25 protein-coding genes and 2 pseudogenes are annotated in these 25,378 nt (G+C 47.9%); 4 read left to right on the top strand and 23 right to left on the bottom strand.

The features are described 5' to 3' along the window. The first annotated feature begins 37 nt into the window (after positions 1-37). Positions 38-196: a ribbon-helix-helix domain-containing protein gene (locus ACM1PF_RS02560; protein ID WP_416672078.1), complete on the top strand. Its 159-nt coding sequence runs from the start codon at positions 38-40 to the stop codon at positions 194-196. A gap of 85 nt (positions 197-281) precedes the next feature. After that, on the top strand, positions 282-566 hold the full coding sequence (locus ACM1PF_RS02555) for a hypothetical protein (protein ID WP_416672077.1): 285 nt from the start codon (positions 282-284) through the stop codon (positions 564-566). 209 nt (positions 567-775) lie between these two features. Here ACM1PF_RS02555 and ACM1PF_RS02550 read toward each other — a convergent pair whose 3' ends face one another. The 4 genes and pseudogenes from ACM1PF_RS02550 to ACM1PF_RS02535 form a co-directional block, all read right to left on the bottom strand. Beyond that, positions 776-2,332: a GUN4 domain-containing protein gene (locus ACM1PF_RS02550; protein ID WP_416672076.1), complete on the bottom strand. Its 1,557-nt coding sequence runs from the start codon at positions 2,330-2,332 to the stop codon at positions 776-778. Between the two features lie 23 nt (positions 2,333-2,355). Then, a complete protein-coding gene (locus tag ACM1PF_RS02545; RefSeq protein WP_416672075.1) occupies positions 2,356-2,787 on the bottom strand; it encodes a Pepco domain-containing protein in 432 nt (143 codons plus the stop codon). Positions 2,788-2,804: 17 nt separating this feature from the next. Next, a pseudogene (locus ACM1PF_RS02540) lies at positions 2,805-2,939 on the bottom strand (Txe/YoeB family addiction module toxin); the annotation flags it as partial. Continuing rightward, the gene (locus ACM1PF_RS02535) at positions 2,900-3,085 is read right to left on the bottom strand and encodes a hypothetical protein (RefSeq protein WP_416672074.1); all 186 of its coding nucleotides are present in this window, start codon (positions 3,083-3,085) and stop codon (positions 2,900-2,902) included. The pseudogene ACM1PF_RS02540 and the gene ACM1PF_RS02535, both read right to left, overlap by 40 nt. A gap of 255 nt (positions 3,086-3,340) precedes the next feature. On the opposite strand from ACM1PF_RS02535, the gene ACM1PF_RS02530 reads away from it, so the two are divergent. Further along, positions 3,341-4,597 carry an MFS transporter gene (locus ACM1PF_RS02530; RefSeq protein ID WP_416672072.1) on the top strand — a complete coding sequence of 419 codons (1,257 nt, stop codon included), beginning with the start codon at positions 3,341-3,343 and terminating at the stop codon, positions 4,595-4,597. Between the two features lie 23 nt (positions 4,598-4,620). Here the strand turns inward: ACM1PF_RS02530 and ACM1PF_RS02525 are convergent, their stop codons facing one another. Beyond that, positions 4,621-4,956, bottom strand: coding sequence for a XisI protein (locus tag ACM1PF_RS02525; RefSeq protein ID WP_416672071.1), 336 nt, complete (start codon positions 4,954-4,956; stop codon positions 4,621-4,623). Further along, positions 4,944-5,360, bottom strand: a complete 417-nt coding sequence (locus ACM1PF_RS02520; RefSeq protein ID WP_416672070.1) for an element excision factor XisH family protein — start codon at positions 5,358-5,360, stop codon at positions 4,944-4,946. Before ACM1PF_RS02520 ends, ACM1PF_RS02525 begins: the two co-directional genes overlap by 13 nt. 161 nt (positions 5,361-5,521) lie before the next feature. Between ACM1PF_RS02520 and msrA the strand changes: the two genes are divergently transcribed. Next, positions 5,522-6,178: a peptide-methionine (S)-S-oxide reductase MsrA gene (gene msrA / locus ACM1PF_RS02515; protein ID WP_416672069.1), complete on the top strand. Its 657-nt coding sequence runs from the start codon at positions 5,522-5,524 to the stop codon at positions 6,176-6,178. Positions 6,179-6,250: 72 nt separating this feature from the next. Here msrA and ACM1PF_RS02510 read toward each other — a convergent pair whose 3' ends face one another. The 17 genes and pseudogenes from ACM1PF_RS02510 to ACM1PF_RS02430 form a co-directional block, all read right to left on the bottom strand. Next, positions 6,251-6,997 carry an SDR family NAD(P)-dependent oxidoreductase gene (locus ACM1PF_RS02510; RefSeq protein WP_416672067.1) on the bottom strand — a complete coding sequence of 249 codons (747 nt, stop codon included), beginning with the start codon at positions 6,995-6,997 and terminating at the stop codon, positions 6,251-6,253. A 269-nt stretch (positions 6,998-7,266) separates the two neighbouring features. Then, a complete protein-coding gene (locus ACM1PF_RS02505) occupies positions 7,267-8,232 on the bottom strand; it encodes a phosphoglycerate dehydrogenase (protein WP_416672066.1) in 966 nt (321 codons plus the stop codon). 249 nt (positions 8,233-8,481) lie between these two features. Further along, a pseudogene (locus tag ACM1PF_RS02500) lies at positions 8,482-9,161 on the bottom strand (cytidylyltransferase domain-containing protein). 120 nt (positions 9,162-9,281) lie between these two features. After that, a complete protein-coding gene (locus ACM1PF_RS02495; RefSeq protein WP_416672065.1) occupies positions 9,282-9,932 on the bottom strand; it encodes a hypothetical protein in 651 nt (216 codons plus the stop codon). A 119-nt stretch (positions 9,933-10,051) separates the two neighbouring features. After that, positions 10,052-10,237 (bottom strand): hypothetical protein, encoded by a 186-nt coding sequence (locus ACM1PF_RS02490; protein ID WP_416672064.1) that lies wholly within the window; start codon positions 10,235-10,237, stop codon positions 10,052-10,054. Positions 10,238-10,280: 43 nt separating this feature from the next. Further along, positions 10,281-11,048 carry a glycosyltransferase family 2 protein gene (locus ACM1PF_RS02485; protein WP_416672062.1) on the bottom strand — a complete coding sequence of 256 codons (768 nt, stop codon included), beginning with the start codon at positions 11,046-11,048 and terminating at the stop codon, positions 10,281-10,283. 235 nt (positions 11,049-11,283) lie between these two features. Then, complete coding sequence (locus ACM1PF_RS02480; protein WP_416672061.1) at positions 11,284-11,532, bottom strand: AbrB/MazE/SpoVT family DNA-binding domain-containing protein; 249 nt, start codon at positions 11,530-11,532, stop codon at positions 11,284-11,286. Positions 11,533-11,813: 281 nt separating this feature from the next. Beyond that, positions 11,814-12,050, bottom strand: coding sequence for a hypothetical protein (locus tag ACM1PF_RS02475; RefSeq protein ID WP_416672060.1), 237 nt, complete (start codon positions 12,048-12,050; stop codon positions 11,814-11,816). 317 nt (positions 12,051-12,367) lie between these two features. After that, complete coding sequence (locus ACM1PF_RS02470; RefSeq protein ID WP_416672059.1) at positions 12,368-12,649, bottom strand: type II toxin-antitoxin system RelE/ParE family toxin; 282 nt, start codon at positions 12,647-12,649, stop codon at positions 12,368-12,370. Beyond that, positions 12,646-12,873, bottom strand: coding sequence for a hypothetical protein (locus ACM1PF_RS02465; protein WP_416672058.1), 228 nt, complete (start codon positions 12,871-12,873; stop codon positions 12,646-12,648). The genes ACM1PF_RS02470 and ACM1PF_RS02465 overlap by 4 nt, the downstream gene beginning before the upstream one ends. A gap of 86 nt (positions 12,874-12,959) precedes the next feature. Further along, a complete protein-coding gene (locus tag ACM1PF_RS02460; RefSeq protein WP_416672056.1) occupies positions 12,960-14,117 on the bottom strand; it encodes a class I SAM-dependent methyltransferase in 1,158 nt (385 codons plus the stop codon). A 56-nt stretch (positions 14,118-14,173) separates the two neighbouring features. Then, on the bottom strand, positions 14,174-14,941 hold the full coding sequence (locus tag ACM1PF_RS02455) for a radical SAM/SPASM domain-containing protein (protein ID WP_416672055.1): 768 nt from the start codon (positions 14,939-14,941) through the stop codon (positions 14,174-14,176). A gap of 74 nt (positions 14,942-15,015) precedes the next feature. Beyond that, positions 15,016-15,702 (bottom strand): methyltransferase domain-containing protein, encoded by a 687-nt coding sequence (locus tag ACM1PF_RS02450; protein WP_416672053.1) that lies wholly within the window; start codon positions 15,700-15,702, stop codon positions 15,016-15,018. Positions 15,703-15,759: 57 nt separating this feature from the next. Beyond that, positions 15,760-17,049, bottom strand: a complete 1,290-nt coding sequence (locus ACM1PF_RS02445) for an FkbM family methyltransferase (protein ID WP_416672052.1) — start codon at positions 17,047-17,049, stop codon at positions 15,760-15,762. 101 nt (positions 17,050-17,150) lie between these two features. Continuing rightward, positions 17,151-18,050, bottom strand: a complete 900-nt coding sequence (locus tag ACM1PF_RS02440; RefSeq protein WP_416672050.1) for a methyltransferase domain-containing protein — start codon at positions 18,048-18,050, stop codon at positions 17,151-17,153. Between the two features lie 67 nt (positions 18,051-18,117). After that, positions 18,118-18,804 carry an O-methyltransferase gene (locus ACM1PF_RS02435; RefSeq protein ID WP_416672049.1) on the bottom strand — a complete coding sequence of 229 codons (687 nt, stop codon included), beginning with the start codon at positions 18,802-18,804 and terminating at the stop codon, positions 18,118-18,120. A gap of 40 nt (positions 18,805-18,844) precedes the next feature. Further along, entirely contained in the window at positions 18,845-25,159 is a 6,315-nt protein-coding gene (locus ACM1PF_RS02430; protein WP_416672048.1) for an FkbM family methyltransferase, read from the bottom strand. Positions 25,160-25,378 lie beyond the last annotated feature (219 nt).

Raw genomic sequence — 25,378 nt, 5'->3', positions numbered from 1 at the left:
GGGTTCTACTATTGTTAAGAGAATTTGATATTGCCCAGTGACCACAGATAAAGCTCGGTTGAACGTTTACATCCCGCAGGAGTTGAAGGATCGCTTGGATCGGTTGGCAGAGACGGACAGGCGATCGCTGTCTGTAACGGTGGAGCTTTTGCTATTGGATGCTTTGGAGCGAAGGGAGAAGGATTCCACCGAGTAGGGTGGACACTGCCAGCCCAATAGACTTCTGAGATACGATCGAGTCAATCAAAACCCTTCATCATTCCCTATCCTCTAGAAGTCTCATGACGCTAACCCTGAACCTCCCTCCAGAATTAGAGCAATATCTATTGCAGGAAGCCAAACGGCAGGGACTTTCGGTTGAGGCATTGTCACTGCAACTTTTGGCAAATTCGATTCAACTTAAGCAAAAGCAGGCTGAGGCAGTGAATCGGCTGCAATCCTGGATGGATGAGGATGAGGATGAGGAACAGCAAGAAACAGGCGAGTATTTGATTCAGGCATTGGATGAAGATCGGTTGTCCGATCGGAGGTTGTTTCCCCTTGAGTTGAAGGGTGTTACTTGGTGAGTTGGGATTAACTTTCAGCTTCGTTATGCGATCGCCCGCAGATGAATCACGGGCTACCTGAGAAAGTCTGATCAATCAGACTGGGAAAGGGTTCGAGTCCATTTGAATGGACTTCATCTGATAGCCCGCAATTAGTTCGCGGGCGGTGTATCGGGTAAGCCGCTCTTGTGAAAATTACAGTTTCAGGAAATCATGAGTTGCGTCAAAGTTTACAAGGCAGTACGGGAAAGAAGAGACTCTACGCACATACCTCCGTGGCTCATATCCCTACCCACTGCACTATTCAGAAAACACATACAAGGAAAGTGCCCACTCGGCGCGGAGATATCAAACTGCATATCAGCGTAGCTAATCCAGACATCCTGTATGAACCATCCTAGTTGGCTACCAAATCCTTCCCAATTACTACCGTAGCTGGGTTTCCCACACTCATACCAAACCTTTTTCTGGACGCTGAAACCGAACTTACCTCTACTGTACTTTATCCATAGTCGATCGATGCTCTGAAGATCGTGGCGGGGAAACTCCCAAAAATCATCATTACTTAGGCCCATCCAACTGTCTTTGCCAACAACTTCATGCATCAAATCAGCCGTTTCTTGATCGGCTTCTTTCCATTGCCCTTTTCTTAATAAGTCACGGAGTTGCACATAGAAGCCTGCTCCAAAGCGTTCAGAATTCAGATTATCCTCATCACCATTGGAAACAGAAGCATCGGAATTTTTCTCTACTAAAGGGACTGAATGAGTGGAAGTTTGAGGAGAGGGGGTAGAAACAATTTGAGTCTTTGCAAACGATGACGCAGGTGAAGGGTTGTTAAATGATCTTACCCTTTGCAACTTAGCCACTTTCCGACCAATTCGCTCAATAGCAACACGGGCTTCTTGGATTTGCCTACCAGAACGGGATGAATGAACAACCTGCCACCATAACTGTTTAGCTGCGTCAAAATGTTCTTCTAGTTCAGCTTTGTTTGCCCAATCGATAAGAGCTTTGATGTCGGCTGGTGTAGCTGTATCAGGAAGTAAAGAACGAAATGCTTTCGAGACAGGTTCAAGCCGAATGCGAGGCGTTTGGACTAATCGATCGCGCCGATGTTGCAAATGGAGAGCTGGAACACGCTGCCGTAGATAGGTTTCTAGTTGATGGGGCAATGTGTGACGAGCTAATCCTTCGAGCAGAGCACAAGTAAATGCACCTTGCTGTAAGGCATCTAGCTCATAAGAAAATTGCCCGTAATCGCAGGAAAAAATGGTAGTAATACCTCGTTCCCTGGCAGTCGTGATCGTCGCTTTTCCAATCGGGCTATCAAAATTCTTCTTGCCCAACACCTGACGGCAGGCATCCAAAATCAGCACAATGTCTGCATCTTTGTGTAGCTGCAAGGCAGCAATCACTTCATCGATGGGCAGACCAAAGCGATCGATTTTGTCTTCCAAACAATCCGAGGTAATCAAGTAATCTCGCCCGTTGCGGCTGACTCCATGACCACTGAAGTAAAACCAGAGGCGATCGATTTCGCCCAAGCGATCGGGATTAAGATCTTGTTTGAGGATTCGCAGCAGATTGGAACAGGTGGGATAGGTAGAATTGCCCCGATAAGCCTCATCACCCAAACACTGAATGACTTGCTCTGTGCCAAAGCCTGCTCGATCGCTTAAAAACTTGCTCATCTGTTGAGCATCGTTGACTGCATAGTTCAGCTTTCGCTCTGGATGATGCAGATAATCGTTAATCCCAATGACGATCGCCCAGTTTTTTGCCATCTAGTGTGAATCAGATTTGTGAATCAGTGCGATGAATTCGATCGCGTGAACTTCAGCGTAATTGCTCCTTTCCCGGTTGCTTTTCCGCCTGCCACTAATTTAACCTCTCCTTCCCCACTAATCTCCACTGAGAGCTGCACCTCATCCAGCTTCATTGCTGACTCTGAGCCAATCTGCTGATCTACCTGCTTAAACAATCGCCCAACGAGTTGCAAAAACTGGTTCATATTTTGCTCTAGCTGGGAAACCGGAAGCTGTACTTCCTTCAATCCAGAGATCCGCTTTCGCACTTCCTCACCCCAGCCGCGCTGACCTTCGATCGGTTCTGGTGCAGAGGGTTCATCCGTGATAATCCAAATATATTCTTCTGCCATTGATCCCTTTACCTGATTACTTTGCTCTTCGATCGAATACGATGCCGTATCAGGAGATTTCGGATCAAGAGAAGTTTCCATTATTGATAGTGATACTTTCAGGAAGCGATCAAAATTTCCCGATCGTTCACCGTATAGACCAGCCGATGCTCATTCGTAATCCGCCTTGACCAAAAGCTGCTTAAATCATGCTTTAACGGCTCCGGTTTGCCCAATCCTGTGAAAGGAGAGCGATCTTCGACTCAGAAGCCATCAGATAAGCTGTTTCATCCACTTCGTATACAACGATTTCGATCTCTCGATCTTGAAAAGTCGCCTTCAACCCATTTATAAAATTTTGGTCAATCTCGTTTGCCTTGACGCGATAGACAGTATACATAGTGCGTTCCCGCTTCACCACGATCGAACGGTATCTGAGCCTAATGTAACCTTATCCCACTAGACTGACTTTGGGTTCATATCACTGAGAAAACGGCAAATTCTCTTCCAGAGCAGAACCCCTGCGATCGGTAACGCATTTCATTAAGATCAGGTACGGGCAGAAGCATTTCATGCCGATGTTCGATCGCGGCTTGTGGCAGTAGTGGGTCATACCGTCGATACAGTAGTCTGAACTCCTTACTCCCAATCCCCCATGAAATCCCCCCTCCAATCCCTGAAAACCTGGCTCCCCAACCTCGATCGCCGCATCTGGATACTAATGGCGGGTCGATTCCTGTCCCAGGTGGGGAATGGCTTTGTGCTGTTTTACGCGCCGATTTTCTTTGTGAATCAGGTGGGGCTATCGGCCGCGGCCGTGGGGATTGGCATTGGCAGCCAATCGGTTTCGGGGGTTTTCGGGCGCATTATCGGCGGTTCCATGGCCGATTCTTCCCGGTGGGGACGGAGAACCACCCTGCTCCTTTCAGCAGCCATTTCGGCAGTCGCAGATGTATTTCTGGTACTCAGCCATGACTTCACGATGTTTCTCATCGGTAATCTGCTGATGGGTTTGGGAATTGGCTTATATTGGCCCGCGACGGAGGCAGTCGTTGCAGATCTCTCCAAACTCGATCAGCGCAATGAAGCCTTTGCCCTGACTCGACTGGCGGATACCCTGGGCATGGGCTTTGGGGTGGTTTGGGGTGGCTGGCTGATTGCCACGACGGGGGCTTACCGCGCTTTGTTTGTAATTGATGGGATTTCCTTTGTCTTGTTCTTTGGCCTGATCTGGGCCGCGATCGACGAAACCCTGGATGCAGAGCAATCCCATCGGCAAATGTTGAAGGGATGGAAAACGGCGTTAAGCGATCGGCCATTGCTGATTTTCGCTGTGGTCAATATTTTGTTCACCACCTACTTGGCCTTTATCAACAGTGCATTACCGCTTTACTTCACCAACAATGTCCCGGTGCAGGCAAACGGCTCAGGATTTTCCTCGACGGTACTCAGTGCCCTATTCTCCTGGTACATTATTCTCTCAGCAATTTGCCAATTACCCGTTGCCCGGTTCCTAAACCGCTTCCGCTATCCGAAAAGTCTGAGTCTCTCAGCCGCGTTGTGGGCAGGGGGATTTGTCCTGATCTGGTTGACGGGAACGGTGTCCAGTGGTCATCTGATGTGGGCTGTTCTGGGATTGGCGGTAATGGCTCTGGCCACGGTGGCCTACACGCCTGCGGCTTCAGCATTGGTGGCAGGATTGGCTCCCGATGCAATGCGGGGAGTCTATCTATCGATTAATTCTCTGTGCTGGGCAGCCGGATATTTTATTGGCCCAGTCATCGGCGGTTGGGCAATGGATCAGCCACCCCGAATTGCCGATGGGTTTTGGCTGATGGCAGCCCTCAGCGTCGGGATAGCAGTGTTGATTTTGCGATCGCTGGATCGGTTATTGCTGCGATCGGAGCGATAAATTTCTCCTAACCAGGATACAAATTAAGCGGTAGCAAAGTCAGAATATTTACGCATCGATGGATGATGGAATCCCACCACAATCTCTTTTTTAGAGATGCCCATTTCTTCTAGTTCTTTATCCACTTCAATATCAGTGTTGTTAATCTGAAGCCAAATCTTTCTATCTCTAATGTCAAAGTGAAAGATACAGTTGTGAATTCGCTGTTCGCCGTCCCAACCTGTGCGAAGCAAAAGGTAATGATCATTCGCGGTATCAACAATTACCTGTGTTTCGATTTCTGGATTTTTAGGTCCATAGCTGGAATAGTGCTTGAGAAACTTTTGTAAGCACTGACGGTAGTGTTCTACTCGATCCATGATTGAATCTCCTGAGTCAGTTTGCTGTAAACGATGATTTTAATAGGGTAGAATTCAAAAACTTTTTGAATCAAAAGCTCCTGAAACAGCGCATCATAGGTAGTTTTAGGAACAGCAAGATAAAGTTGGCGATCGGGTTCCTGAAGGTTGAGAGCAACTTGATAGGTGAGATACTGCCCCAATGCGTTGTAAAAATCAGTGATTTGAGAGGCATTGATAAAGCTTTTGACTTCAACCGCAATTTTCTGGTTGCCCTTCGTAGCTGCAATCAATGGCTCGGCAGCAAGATCAATCTGAATGTTGACATTACCAATACTCAAATACAGAGGGTCATCTGTGATGCTCCACCCGCTTTGGATCAGTGCTTGCTTGACTAGTTCATGAAAATAGTCTTTCCGAGACATGACACCGCACCGTCACCTCAACGGACTTATCTGAGCTAAATTATAGCCGCCTCAGTGTCACTCCACTGGTCACTCCATTGACGGGAGGAATGAGGGCTATCGGCTGGTTGATTTATCATGAAGATAGATTGATTCAACTCACAAACTCCCCGATTAAACCTATGGTGCTATTTGGATTCGGTAAAAAACACGCCTTACCCAGCCCCGATGAAGCCCTCCCCGGACGCGATACCCCCATGCCGGTTCCCGATCGCCACTTCGTCAACGGCAACCCTTTGCAGCCACCCTTTCCCGATGGCATGGAGTTGGCTCTGTTTGGATTGGGCTGTTTTTGGGGTGCAGAGCGGAAGTTCTGGCAGTTGGATGGTGTGTATAGCACCTCGGTCGGCTATGCGGCCGGGTATACACCGAACCCCACCTACCGTGAAGTCTGTAGCGGCATGACGGGTCACAATGAAGTAGTGCGCGTGGTGTACGACCCGAAACAGGTGAGCTACGAAACGCTGCTGAAGGTGTTCTGGGAAAGCCATGACCCCACTCAGGGAATGCGGCAGGGCAATGATGCCGGGACTCAGTATCGCTCTGGAATTTACACCTACACCGAGGAGCAAAAAGCTCTGGCGGAAGCCTCGAAGCAGTCCTACCAAACCGCGCTGAAGTCCGAAGGTTATTCAAATATCACCACTGAAATTCTGGATGCACCAGAGTTTTACTATGCCGAGGACTACCATCAGCAATATCTAGCCAAAAATCCAGGCGGCTACTGCGGCTTGGGCGGAACGAAGGTTTGTTATTCAGGACTGAGGACTGAGGACTGAGGACTGAGGGCAATCAAGGAAGCCGTAGGGTGGGCATTGCCCACCAGCTTTAGCGTTCTACTTTAGACAAACTCATTCAGTGCTGAGTCGAGCCGTTGCCCCCCCATCCACAACCAGGGACTGACCTGTCATGAAGGACGATCGCCCCTGATCGGCTAAGAACAAGATGGATTCGGCAATCTCTTCAGGTTTGCCCACCCGACCCATCACCGTTTTTTGTCCCAAATCCGCCAGCAGTTCCTCCATATGCTCTCCGCTCAAATGGCCCCGCTGTAACCCCGATTGCAGCATTCCAGTGTTGACAGCTCCCGGTAGCAGAGCATTCACCCGTACTGATGGGGCAAATTCGATCGCCAGGGCCCGCGTCAGGGCCATCAAGGCTCCCTTACTGGCAGCATAGGCGGCAATGTTGGCGGAGGTGGCTACCGCATGAACAGAACTGACGTTGACGATACTGCCCTGGGTGGCTTTCAGAAGGGGATAGGTGGCTTGGGCCAGGAAGAAGGCAGCGCGCACGTTGACGGTCATCACCTGATCCCATTCCGCAACGGTCATCTCCAGGGCGGGCTTACAGACTTGCACAGCCGCATTGTTAATCAAGCTATCGAGTTGTCCGAAGTCCAGTTGGACAGTCGTGGCGATGGACTGAATGGACGCAGCTTCCCCCAGATCGGCTGGAATGTAGCGATCGATCGCCGGTAAGTTAACCTCAGGATGGCGATCGACTCCAACCACGATCCAACCGTCCTGCTTCAACCGTTCGGCGGCCGCGTAGCCAATTCCCCCTGCGACTCCTGTGATTAATCCAATTTTGCTCATTCTGTTTGTTCTGCTGATTCATTGATGGCAGTGAGGCTGGGGTGTAAGGATTCTCCCTGAAGGACTGGGCGGGCAAGATGCCCACCCCACAAGAAGGATTCTTGACCCGCAGGCAAGGTGCCTACCCTCGAAGGATCTGGGCGGGCAAGATGCCCACCCCACAAGAGAGATAGCCTGACCCGCAGGCAAGATGCCTGCGCTACAGAAATAACCCTCAACTCCCGACTCCCGACTCCCGACTCCTCACCCCTCACTCCTCACTCCTCACTCTACCCAGGTACTTCTCCCGCCGCCGATCGCTTCAAGTCTCGCACCACATGATCGATCGCCAGTTGGTTAACTCGCAGTACGGCTTCACGGGTGTTGGAACTATTGTGGCTACCGCAGATCACCTGATCAAATTGGGTGAGGGGATGGTCGGCGGGGAGGGGTTCAGTTTCAAACACATCGAGGGCAGCGGCTCCGACTTTGCCCCTTTCGATCGCGGGAATCAGGGCCGATTCATCAACTAAGCCCCCTCTGGCGACGTTGACAATCCACACCCCGTCTTTCATTTGGGCGAAGGCAGCGGCATTAAGCAGATGGTGGTTCTGGGGGGTGAGGTTACAGGCCAGCAGGATGCAGTCGGAGTCCTGAAACAGGCGATCGAGACTCACCGATTGCAGTTGGGATTCCTGACAGAAATCTGGATTGATGGGATGGACATCGTACCCCAATACCTCCATACCCAAAGCTCGTAACCGCCGGACGATCGCCTGGCCAATACTGCCCACACCAATCACCCCAGCCACCTTCCCGCGCAGGGAGGTTCCCTGAATCTTTAGCCATTCCCCTTGCCGCACGGCCGCATCCATTTTGTGCAACTGCCGCGCCAGCATCAAGGTATAGCCCAGGGCCACATCCGCCACTTCATCGCCAAACACATTAGGAGTATTTGAGGTGAAAATTCCTAGATCCCGTGCCGCTTCAAGGTCGATCGCATCTACGCCAATGCCCCACTTGGCCAACACCCGCAATCGTCCAGCTCGCCCAGTTTTCAGCACCTTGGCAGTAAACGGATCATCTCCCGCAATCACGCCATCAAAGTCGGCAATAATCTCGCAGAGCGCTGCTTCACTCATCTGCTGCTGAAAGTCGGGCACAAACACATTCAGGTCTTCGGCGGCAAAGCGTTCCTGGCAGTGGTTCAGGGTCATGATCATGGGAGGGCAGGTGAGAAGGATGTTCCAGGTCATGGTGAGTGAGGAGTGAGGAGTGGGGAGTGGGGAGTGGGGAGTGGGAAGTAAGACAGTTAGGAAGTAAAAGGATCTTTGATTTTGCTTTCTGTCTTCCGCTTTCCGCTTTTTATCTTCTCTCTTTTCTCTTGTGGGGTAGGCATCTTGCCTGCCCAGTCAACTAGTCAGAACGACTGCACAGGTTATTTGATCCAAAGTCCTTAGGGAGATCGATCGCTCATTATGCACCCCCGATCGCCGGTTTTTTGATCAGCCATTGCCGATCGCCCGCTCTTTGTAGAAGAATTCGGCCACACGAAAGTCGATTTCTTCATCAATATCCCAGGCTTCTTCCCGATCGATCGCAAACATCATCGGGTTGTGTCCGATGCGGTTTTGTCTTTCTTCCAGAATTTGCTGGGTGAAGATGTAGAGGTTGGAGTTTTCTTCGTAGACGGGGGGAAGATCCTGGGTACGTAGCAGCACGTTGGGGTCGTGGTTCATGGCCGGCCGTGGGCATCGTAGAGGCGGGTTTGCAGGCGGGTGACTCCGAACAAGCTGTCGTGTTCAGATTGGCAGAGGAATTGATCGATCGCCCTGGAGATGGTTTCCGGTTTGAGCAGGGGGTTGGTGCTGTGGGTTTGCAGATAATAATCGGCAGGAACCTGGGAGACGGAGTTGAGCAGGACATCGTTCATGGGGGTGGCTCCATCCCGCAGATGATCGGGGCGGATCAGCACTTTCACCTGGGGGAAGACCTGGGGCACTTCCTCAATGATGGTGGGGCTGTCGGTGTCAATGCAGACGAGGCTGATTTGGGGACAGGCCAGCAGGGCCTCAACGATGTGATGATACAGCGGTCGTCCGGCGAAGGGACGATAGTTTTTTCCGGGCACTCGCTCACTGGAATGCCGCATGGGAACAAAGGCAACGATGCTGGGTGTACTCATGTTTAGCTCAATCAATAAAACAATAGGTATCTAAGGGAGCTGCAATCAAATGACATTCCAATTTTTGAAAAAATCGGCTGTAAGGGCGCACTGCTGTGCGCCCCTTCACAAACAACCTGATTACGCTTGGATAAAATTGGGAGATGGGGACTTTTTGCCCTCCGCCAAAATGCCCACCAGAATTCTCATTAACAATTCCAGTTCTTCGGGCACTCGATACAGCTTCAGATCTTCAATCATGCGTCGTTCCTGCCGATAGAAAATTCCAAATCGCCAATCTTGCCCGGTGGTAACTGCACCATAGAGGTGAGGAATTTCCATGTCGATCCACTGATCCAGGGCAATCAGTTCGGTGGCCAGTTGGGTAAAGCCGTTGTCCAGGTTTTCACGCTTGGCCTCAATCACTAATAGATTATTGGCTTGAAAGTAATAATCGAATGTGCCCCTGAGCCAGTTGTTGACCACGATCGGGTATTCGACTCGAACCCGCTGCTGGGTGATGCGGCAGACTTCTCGAATGACGGGAGCAATCAGGAACTCTCGCCGAGCCTGTTCGCTGGTGATGCCAACATAGCGGATGCCATCCTGGATTTGTTCTGCGAGTTCAGCCAGACGATCGATCGGTTGGACAGAACGGGGCAACTCCAACAGGGTGCGATCGAGGGTACAGCCTAAATCCGCCAGAATGTCTTCAATGTCAAATGGCAGTTCAAAATATTTGCTGAAGGTGTAAGCTTCATCCGGTTTCAAGACTTTAGGTTGACGGCTCATGGTTGCAGAACACCTTGGATCGACTCCCGCTTGCTTAAGAAGGCACATTAGCACAAAAGCTGTACTGTTTTGACGATGATTTCTGGCGTGATGCTACCTGCCTTGCAACTCCGATCGCATTACCGAGACTGGCTGGGTTGGGGGTGAGCAACCGATCGATCGTAGTCAATTAGCCGATCGCGTTCTGCGGGGGAGATGGGCAGGGGCGATCGCCGCAGTCCTCTGGGGTAGTAGAAGGTTTGTTTGAGCTGGCGGGTGAGGGGGGTGTGCTGGGTGAAGCCCTGGTAGGTTCCCCAAAACTGCATCAGCCGGAAGGTGGGGATGGAAAAGAGATTGGCGAGTAGAGCTTTATCGTGGATGGCGTGGTAGTAGTCGCTGAGGGTGTTGCTGATGAATAGGCGGGCAAAATCCCACAGGTTGAAGTGTTCCTGGGGCAGGATTTGCTTCAGGGCGATCGCTTCTCGACGGTAGCGGTTGTAGATCCGTTTGGGGGGTTCGTCGTGGACGTGAACGATTTCGGCTTCGGCACTGTAGGCGATCTGGTATCCTTGCTGCATAATGCGCTTGGCCCAGTCTGAGATCTTCCAGTCCGGTCAGGGTTTCATCGTAGGGCACTTGCTCCCAGAGCAATCGGCGGATGGCGGCGTTGGCGTTGTTGCAAAAGGGGTGGGATTGGTGAGGGTTGGAGCGATCGGGAAACCAGGTGGCAAAGACTTGATGCTCGGAATATTTGGTAATCTCATTGCCGCGCTGTTTGCCGTAGACGAGGGCAATGTCGGGACTGGCGAAGGGTTTGAGGAGTTGTTCCAACCAGTCTTTATAGACGGGATAGACATGGGCACTGGCGATGACAATGAATTCGCCTGTCGCAGCTTCACAGCCTAAGTTCAACGATCGCCCAAAGGAAAAGTCTTCCGGTCGAATGGAAACGAGCTTAATCGGATACTGGGAGGCGATCGCAACGGTGGCATCGGTAGAGCCAGAATCGACCACAATCATTTCTATATCCTGGACGGTCTGCTGCACTAACCCACTCAGCAACCGACCGATATGTTGCTCCTCGTTGTAGCACCGAATCACGATCGAGCATTTGGGGGAACTGCGTAGATGAACCATGAATTCGAGACACTCCTAACACGCCAAGGTCTGAGGAATATCGTAATACAGGACTGAGTGCTGAGGACTGAGGACTGAGGGGTGAGGGGTGAGGAGTGTTCGTGGGGCGTGGGCGCAGCCCGCAGGAGTGAGGATTTATCCGTAGCGCAGGCATCTTGCCTGCCAGTGGTTCTCCCCCGCCAATGGTTCTCCAGAAAACGGGAGGGGCGATCGGGGATATAAGGACGATCGCTTGTCACCAAACTTCATTCCCTACGGCAATATCAGTTTCTACTTCAGCATGAAGGTTATCGGATGTGATCTGTTCTACCAGTTCATCCAGAGAATACGGCTTACGCTTTGGTCTCAAAACCAAGCTACCATCAGCGATAAAACAATCAACTTCAGAGCCTTCCGTAATCTGAAGCTTTTGGGCGAGGCTTTGAGGAATTTGAATTGCTAAACCATTTCCCCACTTGGCGCATGTCACTTTTGCAGCCCTCACCCTAAATCCCTCTCCCTTTGGGAGAGGGACTTCCGATCCCCTTCTCCCTGGGGAGAAGGGGCTGGGGGATGAGGGTAAACTTTCAAAGGTGACATGCTCCCATGGGGAATGAGTCCAGCCGTCGCTTGTACCAAAAATTGCCAGATTCACAAAAATCAAGCCAATTCAGCAAGACGAGCCACAGACCGACGATCGCCCCACATCCTGAGCGGGAAAGATACCTGCGCTACGGTTTTTCTCCCCAGTCCTCAGTCCTCAGTCCTCAGTCCTCAGCACTACCTTCACCTCATCACCCGATACTCCGTACTAATCGACATAAACACCCCCGGATCAGGGGTGGGCAATAGGGGACTCCAGCTATCAACGCGACGAAATCCTTTGAGATGGGCATCGTGAATGGTGGCGCGAACGACTTCTTTGGAACCAAAGATAATAATACGAACGCGCTCTCGTCCTGGGTTCGGATTAGTATCGTCACCGAAGGCAGGATGATCGAACAGGTTGAAATCGCCTGTCATGGGTATGCTCCTGGGTAAGATAAATGATTTAGGTTTGCGAGGAAACCCAGAACCCGGTTGTCTCCTGACGTTCGGCCATGGCAATGCCAGCGGCTTAGGGGTTCAACAAAGAGCTAAACTAAACCTAGCCCTATGGACAGCTACGGTCGTCTGTAGGGTGAGAGGTATGTTGTAGGTGCCTACTACTTCATACCTCGCCGGGTTTGGGGTGCAGATTACCGTGTCACGCACAAAGTAACCATAAGTTATGACGATACCAGATTGGCGGGTTTCGTCAAGTAGTTTGTTGTACAAATTTACTGGAAGGCCAGATAGTTTTAATAAACTTCGTCATGGGTTCCAATATCAAGCAGTACAATCACTTCGCTATCATCCGCAGCATCTAGCTCAATCGCAAAAACAATCCGACAATCGTAGCCACAAGAGCAGGATCGAAGCCCATCCAGTTTGCCACTCAGCTTGTGGGTTCCCAGTCTTGGAGCGAATACGTCTACTTCCATTTGTCTGAGCGTCTCTTTAATACGTTGCTGAAGCCCAGGGTTTCGCTTCACAAATCTGCGAAAAGCTCTCTGAAATTTGGGAGTTAGAGCCAACCTCATAGCTCTGGTTCGTCCAAGGATTGCTCTAGGGTTGCAATAATATCCTCAGCCGTTTGAACCTGAAACTTGCCTGCGCGAAAATCAGCCAGGGATTGTTGGGCATCTGTAGCGATCTCTGCACGACGACTTTCGTAATGACGACTTTGCAGGATTTTGATCAACATTTCCTGTTGTTCGTAGGGTAATTGCAACGCGGTTTCTAGTACCTGATCGAGCGTATTCATGATTTTCAGTAACAATTTGCAATGTCGAGGGAGCCTGTAAGCCTATGCTACCCGATCAACAAGACTTGGGAATTAGCTACGATCGGCTACTTTTTAGCTTTCTGTTTGGGAGGGGCGATCGTTTTCTTCAGTTCTTCCACTTCTGCAAGGACATAATCCGCTTTTGAGGCAGCGTGTCCAATCAGAAATAGCAGGGTGACTACGCTACCCGTTCCGAATAACCAGCGATAGGGTGTATTGAACAAAGTCAGTAGATTGAAGGCGATCGCACTTCCGGCGAGCAGAATCGGCCAGCGTTGGTAGTAGTTAGCGATTCGCTGAAGCAAAGGTGGATGAACCACTGGTGATAATTGGCCATTTTTCTGACTGCTGACAGGTTTTACGGGTTTTGCTGATTGTCGAGGCAGGTTTGGCTCAGACGTGGGGGAATTTTGGACTGAAGGGATGTTTGCGTCTGAGTGGGCTGTTGTAATGTCTACTGATGAGCTGCGATCGGTTAGCTGGGGAAGTTTAGGGAATTTACACTCCAGGATGGATGAGAGTATTGCTGGGTCAGGATCGGGCTTTTTGAACGCTATGAGTTGGATTGAAACACTTTGGGCGATCACGCGAATTGGAGTCAGTTTGGGGGCAACCGAATTCCACTGATGCATCTCAATATCTGCGTTGGATGCGTACTTGCATTGAAAGGTGGCATTTCCGTCTAGCGTTGGAGGAGTCAGCCACTCAAATTCATGTTTTTCTACTAAACTTCGATACGAATCAATGATTCTGACTCGCGGATCGGGTGCATCGAAAATGTAAAGGTCGATCGCGTGGGCGAGTAATCCGCCTGGTTTCAGGATGCGGTGGCAGTCAGCAAAGAAAGCATCCAGTTTATCTTTACCCAAATGTTCAACAACAGAAATCGAAAAGACTGCATCAAAATAGCTATCTGGAATGGCTGGATCGAATTCACCAATATACGATCGAATGATTTTAACGTTGGGTTGGTTTACGTCTTCGGTTGGACCTAGCCCAAAGCCTTCAAATTTATCAAGGTTCCAGCACTCGTTCGCTAGACTAATCTGATGCAAAACACGAGAATTACCGCCTCCGACTTCAGCGATTTTAAGTTGGCTCACTCCTTGGAAGAGCGATAAACCCCAGGCATCTTGGATTCCCTTTAAGGAGTAATTTCCGGTTTGGGCAATTCCTAGCTCTAGCCAGTCGAAAAATTCATCTTTTGTGATGATATTGAGCATATGAAAAATGAACTCTCTCGCAGTAACGTTGCAAGGTAGTCTAAACAACAGCAACTTTAAGGAATAGGTACTCTGTCGTCAGAAGATGTCTCTGGGTAAGTGCATTTAGAACAGAGATTCAAGTTTGCACGAGATTTACTCTCCCGGTACTGCCTATGCTCAGGAGAGTTGTATATTTCCAAAACAGACCTTGTTGGGACATTCCCAAAAGTCTTTTCACCATGGGCATCCATACAACAAAGGGCAACATCACCAGTTGCCATAATTGAAAACTGAAACCAAGCTAGACAGCCTATTGGAAGTACCGAATCATGTGTTCTGCTGTCAACTTTACCAATCCAATTGCCTGCTGGTTTTATGATCACTCTAAAGTGTGGAAACTTCGCACTTACCCAGTCTAAAAACTCAATATCGTCTTCTCGCTTTCCGCTGACTCTGCAAATTGCAACGCTATGCGGAAATTCGCCATGAACCAACTTATCGTGGAGGATCTCAATATTACCGATCGTTCGCTCAAATTTCAGTGACATGAGTTTTTCATATATCTCTGGTCTGTGATCATTTAGGGAGACATTCATATTGAACGGTCGTTGAGCACTAGCAAGTGCGTCAATCTTATTCTCCGTCAATGCTGAACCATTCGTTACAAGATGGATATTAACACTAGGAAGCTTGCCTTGTAGAGTTTCAATGTGAACCTGCTGTGGGTAGTCCAGATAATGAGAGTTTTGCCAAGAATGCACAGCTTTCTGATACTTTGAAAAGAAGTTTTTCTCTCTGTCTGAGAGGTGCTGAAATTCTGGCGTATCGGTTATGAGCGTCATGATGGCTTCTCCTCGTTGCACACCGTTTCTACGTTTCTAATCTCTAGCAGTGGATGCAAATGCAGTACCAAAACTTACATTTTTTTGAGTGCTTGCAACTTCAGCGAAATACTTTGAGCCGTTTCCCGCACTTCCCTCAAACTCGGTGCAATCTTATTCCATATGTTCATAGTGACATCTGAGTTGGTAGCAAAGCAACATTGGAAGATTAAGTTGCAATCAACATTGGGTTGAGAAAGCCAACTCAAGCCATGTCCTTCGATACTTCTACGGTAAGCATCCACAATGCCTAATCGAGTGTTTGGGGAATCAAAAACGTATAAATCGATCGCATGAGCTATCATACCGCCAGGTTTCAAAATCCTGTAGCAATCCGCGAAGAATGCTTCCAGTTTCTCTGGGATAACGTGTTCTACAACTGATACGGAAAAAACAACATCAAAGTATTCATTGGGTAGAGCAGGATCAAACTCTCCCAAGTAGGTGCGAACGATTTTCACTCCAGGTAACTCTGGCAAATCAGTTGGACCCGCTCCCAATCCCTCAAACTTGTCAATGTTCCAACACTCATTCTTTTCTGCCAGCTTTTGCAAAACGCGAGATTTACCTCCACCTATCTCAGCAATTCTAAGATCTGCTTTTTCAGACAGAAGTGAAAGAATCCACGCATCTTGGATTCCCTTTAAGGTCTGATTCTTAGGGTCAGCAATTCCGCGATCGAGCCATTCAAAATATTCTTTTTTTTTAATAATATCGAGCATTAAAGTACCTCTCTATCTTTAATAATTAGTACTTGACTTTGAACGAATCAGAAGCTTTTAAGTGGAGCCAATCTTCTTCCGTTTAGATTTTTTGGAAGTGTTCATAGGTTGCAAGCTTTTTTTAATCTGCTCAACTTCCGCGAGAACATAATCTGCCTTTGAAGCTGCGTGCCCAATTAGAAGCAAAAGAACCACTGTAGTACTGCAAGCAAAGAACCATCGGTAAGAATTGCTTACTAACATAGCTAGATTCAAGAAAATAGCGAGAATTGCCAGGATAATAGGCCAACGGCTATAGTAGCTGCCAATTCGCTTCAAAAGATCTGTTGCTAGCTCTACCGTTCCTAGCTTTGTTTGATTCTGTTGTGAGGATAAAGCCATAGGTAAAGAGAGCGATGACGTTGCAATGTGTTTATTTACTGGAGCAGATAATTTACGATTAGTAGTCATTGAAAGAACAACTTGTTTATTTTCACCTTCTGCTGATGTCTCACAAAGCAAATCACCGAGATTAACAACAAATTGATCTAGAAATCGATCGCTGACACAAATAAGATCGGTAAAGACATATCCAAAACTTTTTCGGCAATCTCTCAAGAAGGAACAATATTCTTGATCAACTAAGCGCAGCTTCGCATGGTAAGCTTTATGCCCATTCGATAAGTTCACTTCATTGAGATCATAAAACCCGGAAGACTGAATCAGGGATGGATCATCATTCCTAGCCATGATCAGGTAATCTGTGTCAAATACAGAATAATGATGAGCGTGTAAAAACTCCAGAATTCTCTCATCTCCACTAAATTCTACGTACATCACATCGATACCGTGATCACAAATTACACGCTCACAGCCCTTTAAAACCTCCAGCTCTCCTCCTTGCACATCCACCTTCAAAAAGTCTATATGCTCGTGAACAATATCGTCGATTGCTACAGTATCAACAAGAAACTCTCGGGAAGCAGATGCTTGAGCCGCTCCAGCTTTATCATTTACCAGTGAGCCAGCAGAAGAATAACCAATCATCTCTTCCCACCCACGTTCAGTCCCAGCAACAACTGACGGAACCTGAAATTTTGCTGTTCCAGATTGAACGGATACCGCTTTGGGAATCAACTCAACATTTTTCAACGTTGCTGTATTTTTCAAGAAGTATTGATGATTCCCTTCAAAAGGTTCAAAAGCCAGAACTTTCGTCTCATTAGTGCCAGCTTGTTTTATTTTCTTGGTAATGACTCCTGCCGCCGCACCTACGTCAACACACAGCTTTAGATCTTGATAGGAAATCAGATCGTAGATGACATCATGCTTAAAGCACAGCAGCTTGAAGAGTAGATCATTAATCATGTGCCAAACAACACCCGAAATGAATACAGTAAGGTCAAGAAACTACAATGTTTTCGCAGCATCTTACTCAACTAAGCATCGCCTTACAAGATAAAACTTCATCAAGAATCCACTTCTAAGGAAGGAGGTTGAAGTGCAAAGCGAGTGGAAAATAACTTGGCATCGATTTCAATTTCACCTGAAGGACCAGAATAAGTAATCGGCGAAACTTCTCCTTGCTGTGCTTCCTTTTCAAGTTCTTTATAGGAGATTGGCCCGTAGCATACTCCCTTTTCAATAATTAGCTTAAGCATGTCTGAGCAATCATCAATTTCACTAGGTGGACATGCTCTACCAATGGCAGCCCCTCTTGTTCCGTTTCGTGCCAGCGTCAAACATGAACAACTACAGAACCTTAGTAGTCCAGCAAAAGCTTTCAATGTTGGAAGAAAATAGGAGTTTGCTTCACGTACAGGCTTATCTATTTCCCAGTTCATGTACAAAGCATCTTCCTCCCCTGGAGCAATAACGCTTTCTACAATGAAAAGTCCCTTGGGTTTAAGGAGTTTCCTGGCATGCATCATTACTAACAGAGGATCGTAAGCATGATAAATAACCCCCGAAAGAACTACAAGATCGTACTTCACAGGCAGATTGTTTGCCTGCAATTTCTGTAGCAAATCGCCTCCGTCTAATGTGGTTGCAGGAAAGTAATCAACGTCCAATCCAAGCGCATCTCGCGTGAATCGAAATGCATCTCGCTCACCACGATCGGTTGCTACAACACGGGAAGCTCCTTCTAACTTAACAATGAATGAGGTGAGCCCATCAGTAGCACCGATATCAATACAATCAATTCCTGCCAAATCAATATGTTCTAAAAATTTGAACACAGGAAACAGAGTATAGTTAGGCGGAATATGGCTCGCAAAACGTCCCGGCGAAACGACTCCCTCAGCAAACTGAATAGCGTGATACCAGCTATAGTCGGGAATTTTTGCTTTAATTTCGTCTAAGTTCATAGTTGTATTTATTGCCTACGTGAATTGATAGCAAAAACAATGCAGCAAGAAACCATCGTTAGCCAGCCTACTCAGTAACACGAAACGGAGTTTTCTGCCAAATAGCCATTCCTGGTGTGTACCATGACACAAACTCAAAATTGATCAAGTTTCCACCATAGACCTCTTGGATTTTGTGTAACGCGCCAAACACTCGCTGATCTTCATGGGGTTCAGCAATCTGGTAGGTATTATCAAAAACTACAATACTGTCTGCTTCAAGATGGGGATAGATAATCTCAAACTCCGCCAACACGTCATCTAGCAAGTGCGATGCATCCAAGAACGCTGTCCGAACGCCTGAAACTTCCTGCGTAATTTGCTTCAGGATTTCCTTAGAATCACCCAGCCTCGCATCAATTAGATCACCAACGCCCGACTGAGCAAAATGAGCCTGCGCCCGTTCATAGTTCTCAGCCTCAAGCTCAACCGTATAAACCTGTCCATCCCCCTGAGAATCCTTCAGCGCTTGCGCCAAAATGATCGTAGAGCAACCAATATTTGTACCTGTTTCAACAATGGTATTCCAGGTATCCGGTTTGAGATGGGATAAAAGGATATAGTAGATCAGATTCCAGCCCGGATAGCCGATCGTATAGCCCGTTTTGTCCTTAGCTTGCTCCAGCGTTTCAACATCCTCCAATTCAGCCAGGAAAGCATTCGGAAGCAGCGTTCTGTCGTAATCAAACCGTCTAAAAAACTTTGGCTTTTTCATCGTTACCTTCCTGCGCTGAATTGAGTTAAAACTTCATCACTTATCCAAGTTTTTTCCGAACCACTCTAAACACCGCCGTTCGCCAGCTAGAACCGACCAACTCCACACAGGGATTCGACTTCACTTCCTGATCAACAAAGTCTGCAACTTCTGGCCAATGCTCTGTAGAGTAGTCATCAAAGATAATGTATCCACCTACATCTACTGCCGCCAAATAGTGATCAAAATCAAACTTCACCCCCTGGTAGGAATGATCCCCATCAATCACGAGCAGATTATACTGCTTTTGCCCTGCTTGCTGTAGTACTACTTCATCCGTACTCAGTCCTTGAATTAGCGTCATGTCCTCCTGGGGAATGTCCATCTGCCGCATATTGTGTTCAAAGACAGAGCGAGTGATGGGAACCTGAGTGATCAGATCAGTCTTGCCCTTGTCGTAGTAACCATCCAGCGGATCGATCGCACTCAAATGAATGCAATCAAAGAAATCCCGACAGGTTTCATACAAGATTGCCAAATTAATTCCAAACAAAGAACCAATTTCCAAAATCGATAATTCGCGGCTCTGGACACTTCTTGCCACCAGAATTCGCAGCAGCATATCCTGTACCGTTGTCGCCAATCGTCCTGAACAGGTATCCTCCGTTAAACAAATCCGATGGGCTAGATAACCTAATGCTCGGCGATCGACGTTCAAACCAAGTACAGGCAACCAAAAGCTGATGAATGTTTCTAAACTCTCATTAGAAAGTTGGCGATCGAAAAGTTGAAACAGGCCTACGTTCGCACTATTCGTCTTCAACACATATTTGATCTGGTTTTCCAGGGAAGAAACCTTCTCAGCATTACGATTTGCCGTTTCCAGAATCGATTCTGCCCTATCGGAGTTTTGTTGAGCTATTTTCATCACTGCATCAACCCGCTCCAGGGTAGTGTCCGTCCTTGCAGAGACTTGTTCAGCCATGTCCAAGGAAGCATCCGCCTTGTCTTTGGCCCGATTCGCAATTTCCAGAGCAAACTCTGCGTTCCCCAACGCCCGGCTAGCAGTTTCTAATGCCGACCGCGCATTGCTGGTTGCCTGATTCGTCTTTTGCTGAGAGAACTCTGCTGTGTTTCTAGCTCGATCGGCCGCTTCCATTGCCGTAGTTGCACTAAGCGAAACTCCATTCAATCTCGCTAAAGCCTCCTGTGCCCGCTGATTTGCCTTCGTTGCCCGCTTAAACGCCGAAGTTGCCTTTTGATGCGCTCCATTCACCGACCCACTCACCCGCTCGGATGTCTCCTGAGCTTGTTCAGCTATCCTCAGCGCAAAATCTCCCTTAGATGCAGCATGACCCACCAAAAATAGCATCAGCGAACTACCCCCCGCCGACAACGCCCAGCGGAACGGCACCCCATCAATGGTCGCTGCTGTGTTCAGGGCAATCGCCAAAACCGCCACACCCAGGGGCCAACGACTATAGTAGCGAGCAATTCGCCTCAAGAAGGCCGCAGGCAAACGTGGTGGAGGTTCACTTACTGTCGTCACAACGGGGATTTGCTCCTGAGAAGAGGGTGAGCCTTTTCCATTTACGCCAACCGGGATTTTCCCGTTTGAGCCATGAGTCTGAGCCGTTTGAGTTTCGCCAGGGATAGGGGACATACCATTCGATCCTTGCATTGAAAGGGGTGAGTGAGTGAGTGGGTGGGTGGGTGAAGTGGCGGGTTGAGCGGATTGAGCAAGTTGAGCCACGCCAGGAGCCACCGGAACCGGGGCAGGAGCCGAGCGAAACGTCACCAACTTCTGGGCGATCGCAGCTACCTGATCTAAATCTGGGGGTTCCCGGAATGCTAATAAATTCCCCCAGGCTTCTGTATTGTCCAACTGGCAGGGATAGGTCATTAGGCGATACCAGTCATGCCGGATGCCATAGCGAATCACCGGATGCCATTCACTCACCAGAACCGTATAGCCGCGATCGACCAGATATTGCGCCAAATCATGGAAGGTATAGCCCAGAGGAACCGTCTTGCGGTCTTCAAACTCGCACTCAATCACACGGGGACGAACCCTGTCCCAGGGCACACCCTTTAGCACCATCAAATCAAACCCTTCTGTGTCAATCTTGAGGAAATCAATTTCTCTAAGATGATGCTCCTCACAGATTTGCGCCACCGTCGTTGTTGTTACCTCACAGCGTTGCTGATGACTATCTCGAAACGCTGATAATCCACTAATTCCCGTACTTTCCTTAGAGTTAAAGAAAGGAAGAACCTGACCGGGGCGATCGCTCACCGCCCGATTGTCAATCATCACATTTGGCTGGTTGCTGACTCGCTGCATCAACGCCTGGCGATTATCTGGATCAGGCTCATAGGCATACACTCGCCAATTTCGTTCTGCAAAATGCTTTAAGGCAGTACCGTAATGCGCTCCCACATCAACCATGATCGAGTCTGAAGGCTCAGAGGCAAACCATTCCGCCACAATCTGTGTTTCATCAATATGGGCATGTCGATCGCGCTCATATCCTCCAAACACCAAATGGTTGGCAGGAAAAGTAAGCGATCGTGTTGCCTGAAGAAGCCCTTCTGGGGTCAGCTTGGGTGAAGCTGCATATTTAGACAAAACAGCACTCCGAAGCACACCGTAAAAATGAGCTTGAATCTGGCTTGCAGAATGGTTCTTAAACGCATATTGACGTGCTGCCTGACCTAAAAACTCTCGATACTCTGGCTGGTCAATTAATTCTTTGATAGTATTCCTGAGCCGTTCTGAGTTGCGCTCCAGCAAGACTTGAGTACAGCCTGTTTCTGCTGCGTAAGCTACAGTTGCTACATCAATCGGGCCATAAACCAATACCGGAGTTCCCGATGCCAAACACTCAGGAAACTTATTAGCCATTGAGTAGCGCACATAGCGAATGCTATCAGCATCAAAGTTGTATGCGATGAGTAATGCATCTGCCGTTTTTAACAATCGGCGGTAAGCCTCTCCAAATTCTGCATCATAAACACTAACTCCTGGCAGACTCGCAAACGTATCCATGATGCGGTCTTTCCAATATTTAGTTGTGTAAATTTCTAGCTGCACCGAGCGTTCAGCTTGTAATTCTGCTACGGCCCTGGCAATATCTAGAACGCTGTCATGCGTCATATCCGTTGCCAGACTACCCAGGTAGCGAATTGTGAAAGGTCGATCGCCCATTTCAGCTTGAGAACCATTCGTTTCGGGTTCCGAAGATTCCCAATCCTCTGGATAGATGCAATTTGCAAATGCAGTGAACTCTACACCATACCGTTGCTGAAAGGCAGTAGACATTGCCTGACAGATGCTCATCCGTGCAGCAGCCTGGTTCAGCAGTTTGCGAAATGAGCGATCGAACTTCTCATACAATGCCGAGTCTTGATAGCGCAAACGTTCTGGCCAATCATCAACAATATGGATAACGGTTGGAACATCTAACTGATCAATTAATGAACAGGCAAAGTCGTGTAAAAAGGGGCGATCGGCAACAGGTCGGTAATAGATTACATCTGGTGTAAAGCGTACACATTCCGTTAAAAGAGATGCTGCATCTGATACGGGGTAATTCTTGGAAATCGGAGCCACGGAGGATGAAGAATACACACCCAACTCATCCACTCCTGCCACATACACTTGAAGTAAATCTTCTGAAGGACAGGCTCCAAACATGGACTGCTTCATCTGTCCCGTAGCAGAATTGTCCCCAATTCGGGTAATGTCAATCACTAAAACGCGGGGACGAACAGCACGTTGCGGAAACAGGGAATAGTAATCAACCCGTGGAAATACTTCTAACTGTCCGCCGATCGTTGCGTTATAAATGGTGACACCATTCGCTTCACAGACCTTTCTGGCTTCTTGATAGGCTCCTCGCATTTTATCTACCTGAGGGTCATGCCAGCGGTAGCCCTTGCCAAAATAATCTGGATCGAAGTGGTTGGGATCACTCGTCTTCATGTCGAGGATCTTGACACTATACTCTTCCTTCTCCTCAACATCTTTAGGGATTTCGTAGTTACAATCGACCCCAATCAGATAGATCTCTTTGAACCCCATGTAGTATGCCAGTTGCAAGCAGCTAAACGTCACTGTGCAACCAGCGTAGGTATGCTCACTAGCATCCATCGAGAAATCAAACCCATGAGGGTAACTACGCCGAGGAATATGATTATAAAAGACCGTATCATCACCTTCATTAAGGCAGTAACCCAGATAGATTGGAAAGAGCTTGATTGGGCCTTGAATTTGATTAATTTTCTCGCCCCGATCCTCTGCCACCAGATGATCTTCAACCACGTAGAAAGTGGGTCTAAAATCTGTATCTTTGAACTTTAGGAAAATCCCGTTTACGCCAAACGTAACTTCATTCCTCAACAGATTTAAATCGGTTTGATTTAAGCTTGGGCCATTTCCAATGACAAAAGCCCGCTTTCTATCTTTGAACTGCGATCGAAGTGCTTTCAGACGCGGCAGGTATACTGATTGGTACGTATTTTCGTAGATGTTGACGACACGCTTTAACCCCTCAACCCGCTCAGGCAGAGAAAATTTTTGAGTAGGCAAAAAAATGGGATAGGGTAGCGGATGACGTTTGAGGAGTGCTTTCTCCTGCTGATTCAACAAATCATCCATCGGTTCATGAGAGCCTGCTGAACTGGCTTGCGCTTGAGAGTTATTAAGTGTCATCTGCCTGTAATCAACCTTTGGGAAAATTTGAAGGTGTCCACCAATTGTCGCGTCAAGGATACGGCGTTGATTTCGCTCATATACCTCTTTAGCCATTCGATACGACTGCTCCGATCGCTCTAAGTCAGGATACTGCCAAACCACCCCTTTGCCAAAGTAATCGGGGTGAAAATGATTAAAATCAGCTCCCTGGGCAGTAACAGCCTGGTTCGGTTCACCTGTTTCTTTGAAGTAATGATCAACTCCAACAAGAATAACCTCTTGAAATCCTAGATGGAAGGCGACTTGCATGGCACAGTAAGTTACCGTCCAACCCTCGTGCCACTGTAAATTGTTCAGATTCTCATTAAAACTTACTTCTGAAACAGACTTTATAAAAAAAGTGTTCCAGTGGTTCTTGAGATGAGAGCTTGCATAATCGGCAACAAACTTAACCGACTTTAAGCGATCGATTTCTTCCGCAAACTGATCAATGACATTTGGGTTGACACAGCAATAGAAAGTGGGTTCAAATCCCATTGCTTCATAGTTGAGATAAATCCGGTTCAGTCCAAAAGTGAACTCATGATTGAGAAGAGACAAATCTGTCCGTTTTAAGCTTGGGCCATTGCCAATGATGAAGCACCGTTTTCCAGCAAACTGTCCGCGTAGATCAGCGATCGATAATAACCCCGAATTATCGGGTCGAAGCCGATTAAATGCCTGCGCCAGCTTAACCTCACTGATAACAGATTGCTGATTCATGCCATCTGTTTCAAATTGCCCTCCTATCGGAAACTGTTGATTCGTTGGTGTTAAAGCTCGTACTTGATGGAGAACTGCTTGGTGAACATCACAGTTGTGAACTCCGCCTATCATTGGAGCTTTATTGTAATATTCCTCAAATAACTGCCGAATTGTAATACGGGGAGCATCAACAACTAGATCATTTCGATTTTCTAAACAGTTGGTCGGCCAGTCTAACGGATTATCTGATCCTGTCAGTGATTGGAAGTAAAGAGAAAATAACCAATATTCAATTGGTGTACTCCATCCAGCAAGAGTTGGAGTCAATAGCACAGGATCTGCGTCTAATCGATCGCGTAATGACCACCAAGGATTTGGGCGTGGCTCAAAAAAATACTGCTCTATCGGCAGCTTTTTGAAAACGGAGCAGTCATAAATAGCATATTTACTGAAGCATAGGGCACTCGCTGTATGGCTCAATTTCCATTGATTAACTTGCCCTACGATCGGTTGTTTGCGCCTGAGGTATGCTTCATAGATTGTTCTTGCCCAACCCCGACTTAGAGGAACACAGCTTGAATCAATCACTAAAAAGTGGTTGAGCTGTTGCAGTCCCTGCAAGATAAGCTGATTCCAGGAAAGAATTTCAGTAGAGGTTACTGGATGATCGCATTGCTTAAGTTTACGAGCCTGCTGACCAGGGTGAAGTGGATCGTCAAGACACTTAACCTGCTTTTGCTTCAGGAATTTGCTGAATACTGCTTGACTGGCAAAGCTGGATTTTGAGTCACCATACTGCAAGTAGTAGTGAACTTCCATGCCCTCATCCAGCGACAGCAGCAGCTCTAGAATGAGCAAGGCAGCATATTGATCTGCTGAATGAATATCCAGAATGACGTTCAAGCAGTCTCGATCGCATTCTGAAAATTCTGCCACGCCTGAACCTCCTCCACTCATCACGAGCATTCTGTACTACTAGACAGTAATACCTCTTCAGGATACTGCCAGTAACGTTAGATACCTCATTGGTAACTGGCTCTCTTCGTTGAACTCAAGCTAAAGCCGCTTACCTAATCCTGATAAACTGCTCCTAAGTTTAGCAGACGATGCTCCTATTTTTGCTGCGCCTTACCAGTTCAGCTTCATTTCAAGATC

Source organism: Egbenema bharatensis FJBBOT/2019 (genome assembly GCF_048077055.1).
GTDB classification, from domain to species: Bacteria; Cyanobacteriota; Cyanobacteriia; order Elainellales; family Elainellaceae; genus Egbenema; species Egbenema bharatensis.
The sequence above is the reverse complement of the archived record's forward strand: the minus strand, read 5'-3'. Positions and strand labels throughout refer to the sequence as shown.